16 protein-coding genes are annotated in these 20,590 nt (G+C 56.6%); 11 read left to right on the top strand and 5 right to left on the bottom strand.

Annotated elements, in window-relative coordinates; genetic code table 11:
* Positions 1-21 precede the first annotated feature (21 nt).
* From ppsA to R2940_07025, 5 genes are all read left to right on the top strand, one after another.
* Positions 22-2,418, top strand: coding sequence for a phosphoenolpyruvate synthase (gene ppsA / locus R2940_07045; protein MEZ4599529.1), 2,397 nt, complete (start codon positions 22-24; stop codon positions 2,416-2,418).
* A 117-nt stretch (positions 2,419-2,535) separates the two neighbouring features.
* A complete protein-coding gene (locus tag R2940_07040) occupies positions 2,536-3,537 on the top strand; it encodes a hydroxyacid dehydrogenase (protein ID MEZ4599528.1) in 1,002 nt (333 codons plus the stop codon).
* Between the two features lie 41 nt (positions 3,538-3,578).
* A complete protein-coding gene (locus R2940_07035; protein ID MEZ4599527.1) occupies positions 3,579-3,968 on the top strand; it encodes a DUF2267 domain-containing protein in 390 nt (129 codons plus the stop codon).
* Positions 3,969-3,997: 29 nt separating this feature from the next.
* Entirely contained in the window at positions 3,998-4,426 is a 429-nt protein-coding gene (locus R2940_07030) for a hypothetical protein (GenBank protein ID MEZ4599526.1), read from the top strand.
* A 96-nt stretch (positions 4,427-4,522) separates the two neighbouring features.
* Positions 4,523-5,011 (top strand): Hsp20/alpha crystallin family protein, encoded by a 489-nt coding sequence (locus R2940_07025; protein ID MEZ4599525.1) that lies wholly within the window; start codon positions 4,523-4,525, stop codon positions 5,009-5,011.
* An 87-nt stretch (positions 5,012-5,098) separates the two neighbouring features.
* Here R2940_07025 and R2940_07020 read toward each other — a convergent pair whose 3' ends face one another.
* The 4 genes from R2940_07020 to kaiC are packed head-to-tail and all read right to left on the bottom strand — an operon-like array spanning position 5,099 to position 9,612.
* A complete protein-coding gene (locus tag R2940_07020; GenBank protein ID MEZ4599524.1) occupies positions 5,099-7,144 on the bottom strand; it encodes an ATP-binding protein in 2,046 nt (681 codons plus the stop codon).
* Positions 7,145-7,148: 4 nt separating this feature from the next.
* The gene (locus R2940_07015) at positions 7,149-7,508 is read right to left on the bottom strand and encodes a circadian clock KaiB family protein (GenBank protein MEZ4599523.1); all 360 of its coding nucleotides are present in this window, start codon (positions 7,506-7,508) and stop codon (positions 7,149-7,151) included.
* Positions 7,509-7,525: 17 nt separating this feature from the next.
* The gene (locus tag R2940_07010; GenBank protein ID MEZ4599522.1) at positions 7,526-7,870 is read right to left on the bottom strand and encodes a circadian clock KaiB family protein; all 345 of its coding nucleotides are present in this window, start codon (positions 7,868-7,870) and stop codon (positions 7,526-7,528) included.
* Positions 7,867-9,612: a circadian clock protein KaiC gene (gene kaiC, locus R2940_07005; protein ID MEZ4599521.1), complete on the bottom strand. Its 1,746-nt coding sequence runs from the start codon at positions 9,610-9,612 to the stop codon at positions 7,867-7,869. Before kaiC ends, R2940_07010 begins: the two co-directional genes overlap by 4 nt.
* A 235-nt stretch (positions 9,613-9,847) precedes the next feature.
* Between kaiC and R2940_07000 the strand changes: the two genes are divergently transcribed.
* From R2940_07000 to gdhA, 3 genes are all read left to right on the top strand, one after another.
* Complete coding sequence (locus R2940_07000) at positions 9,848-10,264, top strand: PaaI family thioesterase (protein MEZ4599520.1); 417 nt, start codon at positions 9,848-9,850, stop codon at positions 10,262-10,264.
* A gap of 165 nt (positions 10,265-10,429) precedes the next feature.
* The gene (locus tag R2940_06995) at positions 10,430-11,173 is read left to right on the top strand and encodes a VIT1/CCC1 transporter family protein (protein ID MEZ4599519.1); all 744 of its coding nucleotides are present in this window, start codon (positions 10,430-10,432) and stop codon (positions 11,171-11,173) included.
* 293 nt (positions 11,174-11,466) lie between these two features.
* On the top strand, positions 11,467-12,816 hold the full coding sequence (gene gdhA / locus R2940_06990; GenBank protein ID MEZ4599518.1) for an NADP-specific glutamate dehydrogenase: 1,350 nt from the start codon (positions 11,467-11,469) through the stop codon (positions 12,814-12,816).
* Positions 12,817-12,924: 108 nt separating this feature from the next.
* On the opposite strand, the gene R2940_06985 is transcribed toward gdhA, so the two are convergent.
* Entirely contained in the window at positions 12,925-15,507 is a 2,583-nt protein-coding gene (locus tag R2940_06985; protein MEZ4599517.1) for a PEP/pyruvate-binding domain-containing protein, read from the bottom strand.
* A 242-nt stretch (positions 15,508-15,749) separates the two neighbouring features.
* Between R2940_06985 and R2940_06980 the strand changes: the two genes are divergently transcribed.
* The 3 genes from R2940_06980 (at position 15,750) to R2940_06970 (ending at position 20,559) form a co-directional block, all read left to right on the top strand.
* Positions 15,750-16,928 carry an FprA family A-type flavoprotein gene (locus R2940_06980; protein ID MEZ4599516.1) on the top strand — a complete coding sequence of 393 codons (1,179 nt, stop codon included), beginning with the start codon at positions 15,750-15,752 and terminating at the stop codon, positions 16,926-16,928.
* Positions 16,929-17,000: 72 nt separating this feature from the next.
* A complete protein-coding gene (locus tag R2940_06975) occupies positions 17,001-18,287 on the top strand; it encodes a hypothetical protein (protein ID MEZ4599515.1) in 1,287 nt (428 codons plus the stop codon).
* Between the two features lie 379 nt (positions 18,288-18,666).
* Positions 18,667-20,559, top strand: coding sequence for an ABC transporter ATP-binding protein (locus tag R2940_06970; GenBank protein ID MEZ4599514.1), 1,893 nt, complete (start codon positions 18,667-18,669; stop codon positions 20,557-20,559).
* The last annotated feature ends 31 nt before the right edge of the window (positions 20,560-20,590 follow it).

The raw sequence follows: 20,590 nt of genomic DNA, 5'->3' as shown, positions 1-20,590 counted from the left end.
CTTGCATAAGGAGTTCGATCAATGAGCAGTGAACCCGACATGCTTTATTGGCTGGCCGATCTTGGCAACGACGATACCGGGAAAGTCGGCGGGAAAAATGCCTCCCTTGGTGAGATGATCCGCCGCCTGAAAACGGCCGGCGTACGGGTGCCGACGGGATTTGCCACCTCGGCGGCCGCCTACTGGAGTTTCCTGGATGAGAATGATCTGCGGGACAGGCTTGCCGAGGCACTGGTCGGCCTCAAGGACGATCAGAGCAACCTGGATCAGGTCGGCGAGAAGGTCAGGCACCTGATCCTGGACGGCAAAATGCCGGCGCCCCTGGCCGAGGCGATTCGGGAGGCCTACCGAAAATTAGGGTCCCGTCTGGACCAGGACCAGCCGTCCGTCGCCGTGCGCAGCAGCGCCACCGCCGAGGACCTGCCCGAGGCGAGTTTCGCCGGACAGCTCGAAACCTTTCTCAATATCCGGGGCGAGGAGGACCTGCTGGACGCCGTCAAGCGCTGCTTCGCCTCTCTCTTCACCAACCGGGCCATCGCCTATCGGGAAAACAACGGATTCGACCACATGAAAGTGGCCCTGTCGGCCGGGGTCCAGCAGATGGTGCGGTCCGACCTCGCCGGCTCGGGGGTCATGTTCTCCCTCGACACGGAAACCGGATTTCCCCGCATCGCGCTGATCAACGCCGCTTGGGGCCTGGGGGAGACCATCGTTCAGGGCATGGTCGAGCCGGACGAATACCACGTCTTCAAACCCTTTCTGAAATCCCCAGAACTGTGCCCGATTGTGGAAAAGAGCCTGGGGGCCAAGGAGCGCAAGATGGTGTACGGCGAGGGGGACGCGAAGACCGAACTGGTGGACACCAGCGCCGAGGAGCGCGCCCGCTTCGTGCTTGAAGAGGACGAGATTCTCCAGTTGGCCCGCTGGGCGGTGGCCATTGAAGAGCATTACGGTCGGCCGATGGACATGGAGTGGGCCAAGGACGGTAAAAGCGGGGAGCTTTTCATCGTGCAGGCCCGTCCCGAAACCGTTCAGGCCCTCAAGGAAGCCGGCGTTCTCAAATCCTACCGGCTGAAGGAGAAAGGGAAGAAACTGGTCTCCGGTCTGGCCATCGGCGATGCCATTGCCGCCGGCAAGGTGCTGCGGCTCAAAAGCCCGGATGAGATCGATCGTTTCGAAGAAGGGGCCGTGCTGGTCACCGGCATGACCGATCCGGATTGGGTGCCCATCATGAAGAAGGCCTCGGCCATCGTCACCGATCACGGTGGGCGCACCAGCCATGCCGCCATCGTCAGCCGGGAGATGGGATTGACGGCCCTGGTGGGAACGGGAAATGCGTCGGAGGTGCTGAAGGACGGTCAGGGGGTCACCGTCTCCTGCGCCGAAGGGGACGAGGGGGTGGTGTACGAGGGGGAACTGGAATTCGAGGAGCGCGACATGGCGCTCGATGCCGTTCCCGAGACCCGGGTCCAGGTCATGATCAATTTGGCCAATCCCTCGGCCGCCTACCGCTGGTGGCGTCTGCCTGCGGATGGAGTGGGGCTCGCCCGCATGGAGTTCATCATCGGCAACCTGATACAGATTCACCCCATGGCCCTGGTCCGGTTCGACCAGCTGGAGGATCAGGCGGCGAAACAACGGATCGAGGAGTTGACCCGTTCCTATGAGGACAAGAGTCAGTATTTCGTGGACACCCTGGCCCGGGGCATCTCCCGGATTGCCGCGGTGCATCATCCACGCCCGGTGATCGTGCGAATGAGCGATTTCAAGACCAATGAGTATGCTCAGCTGATCGGGGGCGCCCCCTTCGAGCCGAAGGAGGAGAACCCGATGCTCGGCTGGCGGGGAGCGTCACGGTATTACGACGCCGACTACAGAGAGGGTTTCGCCCTGGAGTGTCGGGCGATCCGCAAGGCCCGCGAGGAGATCGGCATGAATAATGTGGTCGTCATGATTCCTTTCTGCCGCTCTCTGGATGAGGCGGATCGCGTCCTGCAGGTTCTGGCCGACCACGGACTGGTCCGGGGACGGCAGGGGCTGGCGATCTATGTGATGGCGGAAATCCCGGCCAACGTTTTTCTCGCCGACCGGTTCGCCGAACGCTTCGACGGGTTTTCCATCGGTTCCAACGACCTGACCCAGCTGGTCCTCGGCGTCGATCGGGACAGCGATCGACTGAAGAATCTGTTTGACGAGCGGGACGAAGCGGTGAAGATCGCCATTGCCGATTTGCTGGCCAAGGCACGCCGCCATGGGGTCAAGACCGGCATCTGCGGTCAGGCGCCCAGCGACCATCCGGAATTCGCTCAATTCCTGGTGCACCAGGGGATCGATTCCATTTCCGTCAGTCCCGACAGCTTTCTTCAGGTCAAGCAGCAGATCGCCGCTGCAGAAGTTGATAAAGAGGTTAAGAAATAATCTGCCAACTTATTTAAATAGAAAGGGAAAACATTAGAAGTCCTTGAAGACGCAGCCCTATGGTCTATCCTTGTGAGGTGTCCGGAGTGGAGCCGGTCGATAGCACTGGAGCCCATCATGAAGATAGCCATGTTCGAGATGGAAGAGTGGGAAGAACGGGGACTTAAAGAACTGTCCGATCAGCACCAGGTGGAGACAATCAACGAAAAGCTGACGGAAAAGAATGTCGACCGCTTTGCCGATTTCGACATCATCTCCACCTTTATCTACTCGAAAGTCGACCGCACAGTTCTGGAGCGTTGCAAAAATTTGAAGTTGATCGCCACCCGTTCGACCGGTTTCGACCATATCGACACCGAGTACTGTCAGGAAAAGGGGATTTCCGTCTGCAACGTACCGACCTACGGCGAAAATACCGTGGCCGAACATGTCTTCGCCCTGCTCCTGGCCATCAGCCGAAAAATCTGGGATTCCGTGTGCCGAACCCAGCGGGGAGATTTTCGCAATGAGGGGCTGCTCGGTTTCGACCTGAAGGATAAAACCCTGGGCGTAGTGGGCACCGGCAATATAGGGCTGCACGCGATCCGCATCGCCCGGGGTTTCGAAATGAAGGTCCTCGCCTTCGATGTCAGACCCCGGGAGGATCTGGCCCGCGACCTCGGTTTCCGCTACGTGGATCTCCCCGAATTGCTGGCCGCGTCCGACGTGGTCAGTCTCCATGTTCCCGAAAATCCCAAGACCCACCATCTCCTGGCAGAGGAGCAGTTCCACCAGATGAAGGATGGCGCCATTGTGATCAACACCAGTCGCGGCGGCGTCATCGACAACCGGGCACTGCTGCAGGCCCTTATCGACGGAAAGGTCGCGGCCGCCGGGCTCGACGTGCTGCCGGAAGAGCCGGCCATTCGTGAAGAGGCGGAACTGCCGCGGAAAATTTTCAGCAGCCAACACGATCTGGAAAAACTTCTGACCGACCACCTGCTTCTGCGCCGATCCAATGTGGTCATCACGCCCCACAACGCCTTCAACACCCGAGAGGCCCTGCAGCGGATCCTGGATACGACCCGGGACAATATCGAGGCCTTCCTCAGGGGCGAGCCGCGGAACATGGTGAGCTGATCGTCGATTTTCCAGCATCTGATCCTGAAAGGAGTCAGAGGATGCAATACGAACATTTCATCGGCCAGGTTCAGAGACGGGCGAGAGTCGCTTCCGACGGGGAAGCGGTCAAGGCAATCCGGGCGACCCTGGAAACCCTGGCTCAGAGAATTCAAAAAGAGGAAGCCGAGGATCTTGCGGTCCAGCTGCCGGAAGAGATCGGCCAGTATCTGCAGCGCTCCCAGGGTGGGGAATCCTTCGACCTGAGAGAATTTTTCGAAAAGGTCGGAGAAAAGGAGGGTACCGGCGTCGATACGGCAATTGCCCACGCCAAAGCCGTAGTCAGCGTGCTGATGGAGGCCGTGGCGTCCGGAGAGATAGGGGATGTGCGGTCCCAGCTCGGTCCTCACTTCGATCCGCTGTTTGAATCTCCCACGGAAGGCCGAGCTTAGATACCCGTTTCCCGTTCAAGGGGGCTGCCATGGACATGACGGATATATTCGAAAGGGAAAACAGTAAAATCGAAAGCAATCTGAAGAAGCTCGAAGACAGCACCGCACATCAGCCGGAGGACAGGTCCCAGCTTTGGAAAGAGGTTCGGGATCGCATCCAGCGCTTGAACCAGGTGGAGGAAGACAATCTCTACGCCTTGCTGCACACCGATCCGCGGAGCAGGAAACAGGCGGAAAAGTCTCGCCAGGACGTGCGGGATCTCGAAAACCTTCTGCGCGAGATGGACAAGACCCCAATAACAGATAAACGGTTTCAGTATCTGATCGAGCGCCTGCATGGGGAATTTATGTCACACCGGGACTGGGAAAAGGATACTTTGTTTCGGCTTGCCCGGGAGGTGCTCAGCCCCGAACAGGCGGAGATTCTGGCCAGGCGTGTCAAAAGCCAGATCCATTGAACCAACCCGCAAAGGAGCTGATGGTTTGATTTCTCAAAGGAGAACAAGCCGCAGGTTTCGGCTCCTAAATAAAACAGACATCGAAAGGAGAAAATCATGCCCAGAAGAGACATCGCGCCCTGGCGCCGTCAAAGTGAGCTGATTCCGAGTTTCGAGGAGCGATGGCCGGTTCGCCGCGCACTCGAATCGATGTTCGAGGATTTCTTCCATGGCTTCCCCAGGGAAGGGCTGATGAGCGGAATGTTTGAGACCACCGGACGCCCTCGAATCGACATGGAGGAAACCGACGACAGCTATCGGATTCATGCCGAAATGCCTGGAATCGATCAGAAGGATATCGATGTTACCGTAACGGGCAATATTCTCACCATCCGCGGAGAACGCAAGGTCGAGAAAACCGAAGAGTCCGAGGGACAGCCCATCTGCCGGGAATGCCAGTATGGGGTCTATGAGAGAAGCATCTCCCTGCCGATGGAAGTGGAGGTGGATAATATCAACGCAAATTATCGTAACGGCGTGCTGCATGTCGAAATGCCCAAATCGCAACAGGCCAAGGAAAAGGTGAGAAAAATCGAGCTGCACTGATCCTGAATCCGGCCGGCGGCAAAATGGGGGAAGCCAGCATGCAGGCTTCCCCTTAAGGAGGGAGTTTTTGAAATGGGAAGGGCAAAACTACGGAGACGTGCACTCATCGATGGCCAATAGCAGTTCCTTCATCCGCACCGGCTTGGTCAGGACTCGTTCCATTCCGGCTTCAAGGCACTCATCCATGACCTCCCCCCAGGCATGACCGGTCAGCCCGATGATGCAGGTTCTTTTGCGACGCGAACCCTCTTTCTCACGAATGTGCCGTGTGACCTCGATACCGCTCATTTCCGGCATCTGCAGGTCCATGAAGATAAGATCGAAATCTTCGGCCATCCACTGGTCAAGAGCTTCCCGCCCGGTCTTTGCCTGAGAGATCTGCCATCCTCTTCCGGTCAGGATCATGGTGATCATTTCGCGGATCATCGGATCGTCCTCTGCGAGCAGGATGCGGAAGGCGGAACAGGATTCGGCCGCTTCCTTCACAAGGGTTTCCTCTAGCGGCGTCGGGGATCCCTCCAGGGCTCTCAGCGGCAGGGTAAAGGTGAAGACGGTCCCTTTTTCTTTTCGTCTTTGGACCGAGATATTTCCCCCCATCAACTCCACCAGCGATTTCGAAATGGCCAGGCCAAGTCCGGCACCTCCATACTGCCGGGTAAAGGAAGCATCCGCCTGGCTGAAGCTGGTGAACAGCAGGTCGCGTTTTTCCTCGGGAAAGCCGATGCCGGTATCCGCTATTGAAAACTCCAGCAGACTGCCTCTTGGCTGTACTTTGACCTGAACCTCCCCTTCGTTGGTGAATTTGACGGCGTTGCCGATCAGGTTGAGCAGTATCTGCCCCAAGCGGTTCGCATCTCCCCATACCTTTTTCGGCGTTTCGGTGGCCACATCCAGCAGAAGATCGAGGTTCTTTTCCCGAGCGGGGCGAACAAACATGTTGACCGCATCCTGCACGCAATTTTTCAGGTCGAAGGGATATTGTTCGATTTCCACCTTGCGTGCCTCGATTCTGGAGAAATCCAGAATATCATCGATCAGGCTTCTCAGGCGATTGGCCGACTGGTCGGCCAGCCGCAGCAACCGGAGGTGATCCGGACGATCATCAATCTGCAGCAGTTGCTCGATGGCGGCCATGAAGACGGTCATGGGAGTGCGGATTTCATGGCTCATGTTGGCCAGAAATTCGCTTTTCGCCTGATTCGCCCCATCGGCGGTTTTCTTGGCTTCGAGCAGCTTCTGCTCGGCTGATTTCAGTTCGGTAATATCGGTCAAGGTCACCACGCAGCCGAAAATCTGCCAGTTGCTCAGTAACGGCCTGGCGTTGAGGAGCAGGTGGAAGGATCGGCAGTCTCTCTGCATGCACACTTCGACAGCCTGTGAAATTTTTCCGGCGAGAGGAGCGGCCACCGAGAATTTTTGGCCGGACTGCGATTCGAGAAGGGGGCCCAGCCGGTCGAAGGGCTGAAAAACGGGATTTTTCCCGAAAAGCTCCTTTGCCTGACGGCTGGCCCGGATCACCCTGCCGGTCTCGTCGCAGACGATGATGGCTTCTCCCGCCTGCTCCAGAATGGAGGAGGCCAATTCTCCGGCGGCAAGAATCTTTTCCTTTTTTTTATGTTCTGAAAGATCGGTGACGATGGTACTGATGGCCAGGCTGGTGCCGATTTTGAGGCTACAGCAGGAGACCAGCACCGGCAGAAGTTCACTGTTCTCCTTGATCAGGGTCAGCTCCGTGCGGAAGCTCTCCCCTAAACGGCAGTCCAGGTCCAGCGCTTTTTCCAGCAAGTTTTTGAGGATCGCGCCTTGCTCCGGAACGACAAAGGACAGCAGAGGTTTGCCAAGCAACCGCTCCAGAGGAACTCCGAGGAGCTCGGAAAGCCGGGTGTTGGCAAAGAGCAGGTAACTGTCCGGATTGAGGGTTGCCGCTCCTTCACTCATGGTTTCCACAAGAACCCGATAAGGCTGATCAGCCCCGTCCAGGGTGTAGATTTTTTCTCCGTCTTCTCCGGCGATGACCAGGGCGTCGACTTCGCCCTGTCGAATGGCGGCAAGGGCCTCTTCGGCTTCCATCAGCCGAATGCGAAGTTCCTCTATTTCGGAAAGAACCTGCTGATAATCGCTTTTTACGGACATAAAGTCATTCCTTTGACCGCAAATCCAGCCCAACCAGAATTCTCTCTGTTCCAGACATGTCTCCAATAAACTTGCGCAGTGGGGGAGGGAGTTCTTTGACCAGAGTGGGCGCAGCCACTATCTGCCCTTCCCGGGCAAAGATCGGCTGCTGATAGATGTCTATGATTTCCAGTTGATAACGTCCGGGAAGATATGCGTCACATATTTTTCGGACGTTTTCGATAGCGCGCTGGGATCTCGGCGTGGTTCCCGCAACGTAGAGGCGAAGGACATAGATTTCGGATTCTTCACTTTGGCTGAGAGTCAGTTCAAAGTCTTCCGTACTGTTTCCCTTGCCATCGTCATTGTGCTTTTTTCTGACCATTACGGGAACTCCTGAATCTATGCAGAAGGAGGTGGTATCGGGTCCAATGGGCGGATGTCCAGCCCGACCAGTACCCTCTCGGTATTGGAAAGATCGCCGATGATCTTCTTCACCGGTGGAGGGAGGCGCCGCACCAGGGTCGGAAGCGCCAGGATCTGATCCCCCTGGGCGAGGGATGGATTCTGCTGCAGGTCGATCACCTCGATCCTGTACTTTCCCTGAAGGTGAGTTTCACAGATCTTCTTCAGGTTTGCGAAGGCGGCAATGCTCTTGGCTGTCTGGCCGGCGACGTAGAGACGAAGAAGATAGATTTCTGCCGATGATCCGGAAGCTTCAGGTTGAAAATCGGTATCGTTTTTCATGAATCGCTCTTTTCGAGGGGTTGCCGGGTCTGGTTTTCTCCATCGATTTGATCGGCCTGCCGAATATGGGTCATAATTTCCCGGCGCCGGGACTCCAGTTTTTCCTGATCAATCATCTGCTGAAGTTCTTCCCGCTCAGCTTCGTAGCCTGCCCTCAGCGCAGTTATCTGCGCTTCAAGCATCTTCTCTTTCCGCTCCATCTCCCGAATTTTGCGTTCTTTTTTTTGATTCTGCCTGATTTCTTCGGCCCTGTCCATCAGTTCCTGGTTTTCGCGGGCGGCGCCGGTCAGGACCCCTCCCGGGCCGGTGTAGACGTCGAGCAGTTGGAGGCCCTTGTCACTGAGAACAAATTCTCGAACCTGGTTGGAGTGGGCCATGCCCCGGGACTTGAGGATGTAGAGGCCCCGGTTTCTCTCTCCCATTTCCTCTATGGTTTTCAGCAGGAGCCAGGTATCCATGAGGGAGGAGATGTCTAATTCCGTCTGCTCGAGATTTTTACCGGCATTGGTGAGGTCGGTGCACAGGGTCGTCACCTGTTTTCCCTTCAGGAAATCGAGGAGGCGGGTGAGCATCGCGCGGACTTCGACAGGGCTGCCGGTTGTTATGAGATTGGAAATCGGGTCAACAACCACCAGGTCGGGCCTGAATTCTTCGATCGCATTATGCATGGAAACCAGATGCATTTCCAAACCGAAAAGGGTCGGCCGCGCCGCGACGAACTGCAACTGGCCCCTTTTCGAAAGGGGTTCGAGATCGATGCCGAGGGAGCGCATGTTGCGGATAATCTGCCGGGGTGATTCCTCAAACGCGAAGTACAGGGCGCGTTCCCCCCTGCGACAGGCCGCTTCGACAAACTGCGAGGCAAGACTGGTCTTGCCTGTACCGGCTGTTCCGGACACCAGGATGCTGCTGCCGCGGAAAAAGCCCTGTCCTCCCAGCATCATATCCAGCCGGTCAATGCCGGTGGAGATCCGGTCGTCGGTAGCGGGATGGTCGAGGCTCAGGGAGGTTATCGGCAGTACGGATATGCCATGGTTATCGATAAGGAAGGGATATTCGTTGGTGCCATGGGAAGAACCGCGGTACTTGATGATCCGCATTCGGCGGGTGGCGATCTGGTTTGTCACCAGGTGGTCGAGAAAAACGACGCAGTCGGCCACATACTCTTCCAGGCCATGGCGGGTCAGGGTCCGTTCCCCTTTTTCACCGGTAATCACGGCGGTGACCCCTTTCGATTTCAGCCAGCGGAACAGACGCCTGAGTTCGGCCCGTAAAATTGTTTCGTTGCTCAGCCCGGAAAAAAGGGCTTCGATGGTATCGAGAACGACGCGTTTGGCACCGATGGCGTTGATGGCATGGTCAAGGCGGATGAACAGACCCTCGAGGTCGTAGTCCCCGGTTTCCTCGATTTCGCTCCTTTCGATATGAACGTAGTCGAGGATGAGATTCTTGCGGGAAACCAATTTCATCAGATCGAAGCCCAGCGAAGCGTAATTGGCGGTCAGTTCCTCAGGCCTTTCCTCAAAGGACATGAAGACGCCGGGTTCCTTGAACTGAATGATCCCCCGGAGGAGGAACTCCATGGCGAACATGGTCTTGCCGCACCCGGTCCCGCCGCAAACCAGAGTGGGACGCCCCTGAGGCAGTCCGCCTCCGGTGACCTCGTCCAGGCCGCGGATGCCGGTCGGAATTTTCAACAAGGAACAGGATGCCTTGATCGTCGGTTCTGAATTTTTGGCCATGGCCTCTTTCCCATTGCAAACTGCATATTGGCAGGATATTTTTAAAAAAATATGAAATCCTGTAAGGGATTTTAACCTTTTAATACGAAATGTAAAGGTGTATGTTTTCTGGTCACCTTTGGAACACCTGCCAAGCCGATTGGAATTGTGTTGCGGATTTGTTTCGATACGGACACTCTGCCGGATGGCCGGTCGAATCTCTATCAATTCGGTTGATCAAATGAACGAGGACAGCATGGAAAAGATCAAGGAATTTTTTTCCACCGAAGATGTTTTTGCCCGCCACAGCGGCATTGAACTGCTCGAGGTGAAACCGGGCTATGCAAAAGTGAGCATGAAGATTCAGCCCTTCCACTTCAACGGCGCCAAAACCGTCCATGGCGGCGCCATTTTCACCCTGGGGGACTTCGCTTTCGCCGTCGCCTCCAACTCTCACGGCACCCTGGCCATGGGAATCAACGTCAGCATCTCCTTTCTCAAGGCGGCGACCCGCGGTACCTTGTATGCCGAAGCCAAGGAGGAGTCGAGAAACCCGAAGCTGGCTTCCTACTCGGTCCGTATTACCAATGATGACAATGATATCGTAGCTGTTTTCCAGGGTATGGTGTATCGGAAGAAGGAACCAATTATCCCGGAGCCGGAGATCCTTTAGTTCCTGACACTGCCCCGAATCAGACCCCTTCCCGCAGCTGGCATTCTCCGCAAAACTTCTCATTTCTGTTGAAAAAAAGTTCTGCAACAGTAGGGTTTATAAGAGAAGTTTACCTTTTATCCCCGGCAGCGGCCATCGCAACGGGAGACAAGAGGAGGCAGGGCGGTGGACAGGGACAAGCTGAAACAGGAGCATCATCCCGAACAGATCCGCGAACGTCTGGAGAACAACGAACCCCACAGCCATCTGGGAGATGCCGTGCTGGGTGCCGTGGATGGGGCGGTTACGACCTTTGCCGTGGTGGCCGGCGCCTACGGCGCCGGCTTCGACAAGACGGTGGTTGTGGTGCTCGGCTTTGCCAATCTGCTGGCCGACGGCTTCAGCATGGCCGTGAGCAATTATCTCGGCACCAAGAGCGAGAGACACCGGGTGGAAAAAGCCAGCCGTACCGAGGAGAAGCATATCGACCATGTGCCGGACGGCGAGCGCGAGGAGGTGCGCCAGATTTTTGCAGGCAAGGGATTCGAGGGTGAAACCCTGGAAAGTGTGGTGAACACCATCACCACGGATCGCAAGCTCTGGGTAGAGACCATGCTTACCGAGGAATTGGGCCTGCCGCTGGAGCAGCCCAAACCATACAAGTGCGCCCTTGCCACCTTCGGGGCCTTCCTGGTTGTGGGGTTGGTGCCGTTACTCCCGTTTGTTCTGCCTTCTGCCTTCCCCCGAAGGATGTTTCTGGTGAGTTCCATCGCCACGGGGGTCGCTTTCTTTGCGGTGGGAGTCATCAAGGGTTGGGTGACTGACCGGCCCTGGCTGCGTTCCGGCCTGGAAACCCTCTTGACCGGAGGGGCGGCCGCGACCCTGGCCTTCATGGCCGGCTACTGGCTGAGAAGGGCATATGGGGTATAAGAATTGGATCGACGTCGTTGAATGGTCGGCTACCGGGCGGGCGGAAATATATTCCGCCCGCCTTTTTTTGTGGCAAACTCAAAATTTGCGTTGGTGGGTTTTTGCGATGCCATCAATTTTTTCGCTGTAGAATCCTTTTTGATTGACTTGCAGGTAATAAAGCGTAAAAAATAGGCGCTCGGTTTACTGGTTGATTAAAAAGAAGCTTTTTATGGCATAGAACCTTTGGTCCAGCGTCATTTTCCGCCGGTTTTTTAGGCATAAAAACCCACAACAGTTCAGCAGGAGGACGTATGGCAGTGCATTTGGATGAAAAAGTAGCACCGATCTATCAGGAAGTGCTGGCCCGCAATCCGGGTGAAGTGGAATTCCACCAGGCCGTTCGCGAAGTGCTCGAGTCTATCGGGCCGGTGCTCAGCAAATACCCCGAGTTCCGCGAGGCCAAGATCATCGAGCGGATCTGCGAACCGGAGCGGCAGATCATTTTCCGGGTGCCCTGGCAGGACGACCAGGGGCGCGTGCATATCAATCGCGGTTTCCGTGTGGAATTCAACAGCGCCCTCGGCCCGTACAAGGGGGGACTGCGGTTTCACCCGTCCGTTTATCTGGGCATCATCAAGTTCCTCGGGTTTGAACAGATTTTCAAGAACTCCCTGACCAACATGCCTATCGGCGGCGGCAAGGGGGGGTCCGATTTCGATCCCAAAGGGAAATCGGACAGTGAAGTGATGCGTTTCTGCCAGAGCTTCATGACCGAACTGTACCGTCACCTCGGCGAGCATACCGATGTGCCGGCCGGCGACATCGGTGTGGGGGGCAGGGAGATCGGTTACATGTTCGGCCAGTACAAGCGCATCACCAACAAGTATGAGGCAGGGGTGCTGACCGGCAAGGGCCTGAGCTGGGGCGGATCCCTGGTGCGTACGGAAGCCACCGGCTACGGGGCGACCTATTTCGTGGAAGAGATGCTCAAGGCTCGCGGCCAGTCCCTGGACGGCAAGATCTGCACGGTGTCCGGTTCCGGCAACGTGGCCATCTACGCCATCGAGAAGATCTCCCAGTTGGGCGGCAAGGTGGTGGCCTGCTCGGACTCCAACGGTGTGGTCTATCACGAAAAGGGCATCGATCTCGATCTGCTCAAGCAGCTCAAGGAAGTCGAACGTCGCCGGCTGCGTGATTATGCCGGTTATCACAAGGATGCCGTTTACACCGAAAACGGCAACATCTGGAGCATCCCCTGCCAGGTTGCCTTCCCCAGCGCCACCCAGAACGAACTGACGGCCAAGGACGCCGAAATCCTGGTCAAAAACGGCTGCATGGCCGTCGGCGAAGGGGCCAACATGCCCACCACCCCCGAAGGTGTCGAGGTGTTTCTCGCCGCGAAAATCGCCTATGGCCCGGCCAAGGCGGCCAATGCCGGCGGCGTGGCCACTTCAGCCCTGGAAATGCAGCAGAATGCCAGCCGCGATTCCTGGACCTTCGAACTCACTGAGAAAAAACTGCACGACATCATGGTCAACATCCACAAGAACGTGGCTGAGACCGCCGAGGAATTCGGCACCCCCGGCAACCTGGTGAACGGCGCCAACATTGCCGGTTTCATCAAGGTGGCCAAGGCCATGGTGGCCATGGGGCTGGTCTGACGTCCATTCAAAGCCTTCAAAAACGCCCTGTCCATGCATCCGTCATGGGCAGGGCGGATTGACCCCAGCCCGGCTCCGGCCGGGCTTTTTTCATTGGCCGGGGCCGAATCAAAAAAAGCAGATGACCCGCTGGGCCACCACGTTGGACATCAACTGGACGGGATTCTCCTTCAAGTCAAGGATCTTTACGATCTCGCTGAAGCGGCCGCTTTCCGGTAACAGTGTCGTCAGACTGTTAGGATGGGTTTCGAGAAAAGTATGGTTGAAGGTGCAATGCCTGTCTTCGGGGAACAGGGCGAGGTAAAAAATCTCCGTTTCGACAAGATCTTGAAAAAAGTGAGTGCCGAAAGACAATTCCGGCATCAGCCCGCCGCTGGGGAAAGCCACTTCGGCCAGGGCGGTGATATTGTTGATTTCGGAAAAGTTGACCGGCACTCCCAACGAAGGGGTGCTGGTTCCCCAGCGTCCCGGACCCATGAGGAGCGTTGGCATGGTCTGTTTGTCGCAAAGGGTTTTGTTGATTCGTCCGATCAGGCGAGCGATTTCATATCTGTCGGGCATGGGCAGGGAACAATAGCGCTCCGGTTCGATCCAGATGATACTGCGAATTTTACGGCTGATGTTGCCGCCCATGAAATGGCCTTCCGACTGAAAGAACAGCTGGTCTTCCGACACTGCGTGCGGAAACTCGACCGCGCTTTCCAGCCCGCGGGTCTGCAGAGGCCGGCACTGAACCAGATTGATCCGAGGTGTGCCGTCCGCGGAAAAATTGACTGTGAACTCGATATCGACCGGATAGTTGTAGCATTTTTCAAGGGTTTTGAGCATGTTCTGCATCAGCTCGGAAAAAAGTTTTTCCGACAGCAGCTTTTCGAAGGTCAGCAGCCAGGCCTCGCGGTCTTTGATGCCCCGTTCTTCAAAACGCTGTAAGGCGTCCCGGTCGGGCACCACAAAACGCTCCATTTTCAAATTGAGCCGGTGGCGCAGCAGGGACAGCACCGGAATGGTTTCGGGACTGTTTTTACTGACGTTCAGGACATCGACGTCCCGTTGGGAAAACCGGCGTATATCCGCCTTGTTCTTGTGGGCGGTCTTGAGAGGATTGTCCAGGGCGACGATGCGTGGGTAGTCGCCTTCCACCCGGTCTACAGCGCGCGTACCCAGGCCCATCACCAGGCGCAGCATGCCGGCTGTCGGATCCATGTCCCGGTCCCAGACAAAGGTGTTGTAGGACGCTCCCACGCCGGCCATTTCCGGAAAGTAGAAATGCTCATGGTAGGCGCCGGAGACCCGCTGCACCAGCAGGGCCATCTGTTCCTGGTGCCGGTCCAGACCTCGTTGCCGCCGGTAGGCGAGGGCATCTTCACTCATGGTGCTGGCGAAAATCTGGCGGACCGCGTCCTCGAACTGCTCGTAGCGTTGTTCAGGCGAGCCCTGATTGACCCTGAAAAAGCTTTCATACTTGCCGGCGAAGGCATTGCCGAAGCTGTCCTCGAGCACGCTGCTGGAACGTACGATGATGGGGTATTGCCCGAAATGTTCCAACATTTCCCGAAATTTTTCCCGGATCCGGGGATCGAAAGTGCCGTGCCGCAGCTTTTCCTTCAGTTCGGGAGCGATTTCGAAATAACCTTCAGGGGTTTTCTGCTGCATGAGCAGTTTCCACCATCCATTGTGCACGATATAGGAAAAATAGATGTCCGAGCCGATGTAGAAGGAATCGTGCGGCTCCAGGTAGTGCTGCCAGTAGAAAGAGAAGTCGCTCAGCAGCATTTTGCGCGCCAGCAGCATCCCGACAGACTTGCCCCCGATGTAGCCGCTGCCGATGGTGCGTGATTTGATTTCGAGCAGGTCTTCCAGGGAGAAGTAATCCCGGGCCAGCGAGAGCATGCGATCGTCATGGCCGATCATGATCCGGCACAGCTGGTCGATCATTTTGCGCTGCTCGCCTTTGGAAGAAGAGGTGCTGACCAGTTCTTCGGCTTCGAGAAACAGCCGGTCCCAGTAGTCGAGCTGGCGGCGGGCGTTTTCCGCGGAGCGCTGATAGATCTGGGTCAGATTGGTGGCGTCGTAGCTGTTGGCAACGGGTACAAATTGCTCTTCCTGTTTCACGTGCGGCAGAAACATGGTCGGTGAATGACGTTGCCAGACCTTGGCGGGATGAACGAAGATCTGACCGCTGAATTTGTAGAGATCGAGCAGGACCTGGGTGGTTTCGCGAATGCCGGCCATGGTGTTGAAGGAATGGCTGTTGCGAATCAGGGCAAAATAGGCAACGGTGTCCAGTTCGAACAGGTAGGGGCAGGTGACCTGGAAAAAGTTACCGATCATGCCGTCGGTGGCCCAGGCCATCAGCAGATCGGACAGGCAGTCGAAAACATAAAAAGCCCCCGGCCCTGTATCCGTGATGATATTGTAGACCTTGGTGGAAAAAGGCTCAAAGCCCCGATAGGCATCCAATTTGTAGGTGGTGATGCCCGTTGACGTTTTCAGCAGCGGCTTGTGGCTGGCGAACCGCATGTAGACGACCTTGCGTTTCTCCCGCAGGGCCTGGTCGACAAAAGGACTTACGAAATACTGATAATCTTCAACGCTGTCAGTACGCCAGACGACGTTGTCGCCGATGCGCAGATAATCCAGAATATGGTCCAACCCGGCGAAACCGGTGGATGCGTGCAGTTGACTGGTCATATATGCCTGCTTTCAGTGCATGAAGGAATCGGATCGGCGGGTTTCCGAGGGGCCTGTCAGGACCGGCGCCGCTCTCAGAAACACCGGCGATCATCAAACGAATCACCAATTTGGGGCATTGTGGACGTTCCAGGATTATCTGTCAAACTTGAATGCATAGTTTTTGTGCCGATTGCAAAAGAGGGCGATGCAGCCCTCGATCTTAAACTCAGGTATAAATCGAAAATGCTGAAAGGGTGAGCATGCAAAAAAGAAAGATCGCGGAAAAAATTCATTGGTTGGGCGCTGTCGATTGGGATCGTCGTCTTTTCGATTCTCTGATTCCTCTACCCGACGGTACCACCTACAATGCCTACCTCATCGAGGGCAGCGAGAAAACAGCTCTGCTCGATACGGTCGACCCTTCTATGACCGATGTTCTGCTTGACCAGTTGAAAGGCGTGGAGAGGATCGATTTCATCGTCTCCCACCACGCCGAGCAGGACCATTCCGGCGCCATCCCCCGCCTGCTGGAACTCTACCCGGAAGCGAAAGTTCTGGTGACGCCCAAGGCCCGGGATATGCTCATCGACCTCCTGATGATCCCGGAAAGTGTTTTTCTCACCGTGGAGGACGGCGAGACCCTGTCCCTCGGCGACAAAACCCTGAAGTTCATTCATACGCCCTGGGTCCACTGGCCGGAAACCATGGTGACCTGGCTTGAGGAAGACAAAATCCTGTTCAGTTGCGATTTTTTCGGTTCCCATATCGCCAGCAGCGATCTCTTCGTGACCGACCAGGGGCGGGTATTGGAGGCCGCCAAGCGCTACTATGCCGAGATCATGATGCCTTTCCGCGTGTTCATTGCCCGCAACCTGGAAAAACTTCAGGGGTACGACATCCGGATGATCGCTCCGAGCCACGGTCAGATTTACGATCGTCCCGACTGGATCATGGCGTCCTACCGTCAATGGCTGACGGGGGAACCGCACAATCTGGTCGTGATCCCGTACGTATCGATGCACGGCAGTACCAAAAAGATGGTGGACTGCCTGACTTCCAACCTCGTGGCTCAGGGAGTTCGGGTCGAACTGTTCAATCTCGCGGAGACCGATATCGGCAAACTGGCCATGGCCCTGGTCGACGCGGCCACCGTGGTGGTCGGTGTCCCAACCGTTCTGGCCGGGCCCCATCCCCTGGCCGCCTATGCCGCTCTTCTGGCGAACGCCCTGAAACCGAAGGTCAGATACCTGTCCATCGTCGGTTCCTTCGGATGGGGCGGAAAGACCGTCGAAACCCTCGCCGGGATGATCCCCAACCTCAAGGTCGAGGTCCTGGAGCCGATTCTGACCAAAGGTTTTCCCCTCGCCCCAGACTTCGAAGCTCTGGACAGACTGGCCGCACAAATTGCCGAGAAACACCGGGAGAATGGATTCCTCTGATATCGCTCCGAAGCCGGGCCGACCGGGCCCGGCTTCCTTTAAAGTCGACAATTTCTTCAAATACTGCCATTCATGCCTAAATCCGTATTCAACGCCATCGAAAACAGCCTGCAGACTGTCCTCGGGGGGGCCCGGGTCATGCTTGTGGAAGCGGAAGAGCTGCGGACCGGTCGGGGAGCGGCAGACCCTGAGGAGATGCTGGTGCCGATCAGGATCGGCAAGCAATTTTTCCTGTTTCGTGCCCATCGAAGGGAACTGGCTTTCACAGCGACGGAAAGAGCCTTCATCGGGGAACTGCTGTCGGCTTTCGAAGGCCTGTTCGCCGGTTTTTCCGCCGCCGGTTTTGCCGCACATTTTCGTACGGCGCTGTTGACCAGCCTCACCGATATCGCTGTGGCCCGCTATATCCGAGGGGACCATAAAGGAGTTTTCTGGCAGACCCAAAACCTGATCCAGATGCTGAAAAACCTGTCCTACCAGCGTTACGAAGGATCACCGGCAACCACCGGTTTCCTGATCTATCGAACTCAGCTTGAGGATTTTCTGCACTCCCTGGAAAAGACCCGTTATGACTGGCTGGACCTCGGGGAGGATCGCCGGCGAATTTCGGGAGACTTCTTTCGTAACCCCTTATCCTACCGGTTCGTCGACGGCACCAGGGCGCTCTTTGTCACCGACATCCGCATGAACGTCAAGGGAACCATGCGCACCAGTGCCCCGGGACCGAGCGACGACATCGAGCGGCTGTCCCACCGGGAAACATTTTCTCTCCTTTCCCGGGCCGGTACAGGGTCCTTCGCGGTTTTCGTCAACGAAGCCTCCGAAATCGAGATCGTTCTCGACACCGACAAACTGCTGCTCTGGAGAAAAGGCGCCTGGAGGATTTTCGATCCCGACATCATCCGGGAGTTTCTCGCCGGAAAGCTCGAAAAGCGCTCCATCGACTACCTGGTCTGGACCGTTTACGCCCTGTCCAGATCCAGGCACGGCACGGTGATCCTGATTCCCGAGGAAGGCACCGATCTCGACGCCTTGCGGAAGGGGTCGGTCGGAGGCCGGGACCCCCTCAGCCGGGCGCTGATAAGACATGTGCGCGGCACCAAAATAGGGACCTTGAAGCGTTCCGGCGAACTGATCAGTATTCTCACCTCCGACGGCATGACGGTGTTCAACCGCAGGGGGGAACTGATCGATTCCGGCATGATCGTCGATATCTCCCCGGTCCGGGACCTGGTCACAGGCGGCGGACGAACCACCGCCGCCACCGCAGCCTCCCATTTTGGCCGGGTGATCAAAGTTTCCGAGGACGGGCCGGTGGAGCTTTATAGAGATGGGCGGAGGGTCTATCGGTTTGGGTGATGAGAGTGAGGAGTGAGGGGTAAAGGCAGTGGGCGTTGGCAGAATAGCCATTTTTGACAGGAACGGCCGGTCGAAGCGATGTTTTTCGGAGCGGTGGTTTCCGACAAGTCAAGACCCCGCCAATTTTATCCCGGTGTTATTAAGCGTGCTCAAAAAAATCCTCTACCGTAATGAACATCAATAAGAAAATGATGAGAAATCCTTCGAAAAATTAGTACTTTAGGTATTCCTTTTTGGATGGCTTCCGTTTATAATCCCTCCGTTTTCTTCGCTGAGTCAATACTCGCATTAACAAGTTCTTTGATGGGTTCTTAAACAGTCCAAACAACTTTTGGAATGCTGTTCAGTAAAACTGTCAAGTCAAAGAGGGATATTGATCATGCCTTATACTGTCGGCTGCAAAAAAAACATTTTCTATTCATTCTTTAATGTCATAAATCTTGTGATTGCCAGGAGAAAAAGCAAAAGGAAAACTCACAATTTCATCCGTTTTCTTCACTATGTACGCCCCTATACGAAATATATTGTCATTGCCGCGATTGGCGGGATTGTACGATTCACCGTTCCCCTGTTCGTTCCGGAAATCACCAGGCACCTTCTGGACGATGTTTATCTCAACCCGGCCATGAGCTCCCCGGAAAAACTGCGGGAGCTTTACCTTTACATCGGCGGCATGGCCGCCGTTTTCCTTTTCATCTGGTCGCCCTGGACTTACGTGCGCCACTACTACTCGGGCAAGGCGGGTCATCGATCGGTATTCGATCTGCGCTGCGACCTTTACTACCGCATCCTGCGGATGTCGGCGTCCTTTTTCGACCGGCAGAAAAGCGGGGGGATCGTCGCCCGGCTGATCAGCGATATCAATCAGGCCCAGCAACTGGTGGGCAGCGCCCTGACCAATGTCTGGATGGACCTGGCGGCCCTGGCCGTGATCCTGTTCTTCCTGTTCCGGATCGATGTGCCGACGGCCCTGGTGGCCCTGTCCACCTTCCCGGTCTATCTCTACTTCTTCCGGCGGCCGCAGAGGCAGATCAAGGCGTCGAGCCTGCAGGTGCAGCAGGAACTGGCGGCGCTTTCCGGCAACGTGCAGGAAAAAATCGCCGGCAGCAAGGTCATCCACGCCTTCACCCAGGAGAAAACCGAACAGAAAAACTTTCATCGGGATTCGGAAAAGCTGTTCAGCCGCACCATGCGCAGCGTGTATCTGCAGAGCATGAACATGACCATTACCGATACCCTGACCAACCTTTCGCCCCTGATCGTGGCCCTTTTCGGAGGTTACCGGGTTATTCACGGCGACATGTCGATCGGTGAGCTGATGGCGCTCGGGATGTATCTCGGTCCCCTGTATCTGCCGCTGCAGCGTTTTACCGAACTGAACATCGTGTTCGCTAATTCGATGGCCGCCCTCGACCGGATTTTCGAAATTATGGATGAAAAGCCCGGGGTCGCGGATGCGCCCGATGCCGTGGAGCTGGGTGATGTCCAGGGGCGGGTCGAGTTTCGCAACGTCTCCTTCGGCTATGACCGGGAGGACGCCGAGGAGGGCCCGGTCATCCGCAATCTCAATCTTGCCATCCAGCCGGGCCAGAAGGTGGCCCTGGTGGGGCCGAGCGGTTCCGGGAAGAGCACCGTCGTCAGCCTGATCCCCAGGTTTTACGATGTCAAGGGGGGGCGGATCTCCATCGACGGCCAGGATATCCGCGACGTGACGCTGACTTCGCTGCGCCGCCAGATCGGTGTTGTCCTGCAGACCCCCATTCTTTTCAGCGGCTCCGTGCGCGACAATATCCTCTACGGCAATCCCCGGGCGAGCCACGAGGAGGTCGTGCAAGCCGCCCGAGCCGCCAATGCCCTCGACTTCATCCAGTCGCTGCCCATGGGGCTGGATACCGAGGTGGGGGAGGGGGGCGCCTTCCTGTCCGGCGGGCAGAAGCAGCGGCTCACCATCGCCCGGGCTTTTCTGAAAAACCCGCGGATCCTGATTCTCGACGAAGCCACGTCCGCCCTCGATTCGGAATCGGAGCGCCTGATTCAGGAAGCGCTGGAACGGTTGACAGCCGGCCGCACCACCTTTACCATCGCTCATCGGCTGTCGACGATCGTCAACGCCGATCTGATCCTGGTGCTGGACAAGGGGAGGGTTGTCGAGTCCGGAACCCATGTCCAGCTGCTGCAAAGGGACGGGATCTACCGGAACCTGTATCGCCAGCAGTTTGCCGCGAGTCTGGAGGCGGCCGATATCCCCCGGCTCCAGGCACGGGCTTACTGAATAGTCAGGCCTATGTCCCTGTTGAAGTGAT

The sequence above is a fragment of the Syntrophotaleaceae bacterium genome, from assembly GCA_041390365.1.
Classification (GTDB): Bacteria; Desulfobacterota; Desulfuromonadia; order Desulfuromonadales; family Syntrophotaleaceae; genus JAWKQB01.
The sequence above is the reverse complement of the archived record's forward strand: the minus strand, read 5'-3'. Positions and strand labels throughout refer to the sequence as shown.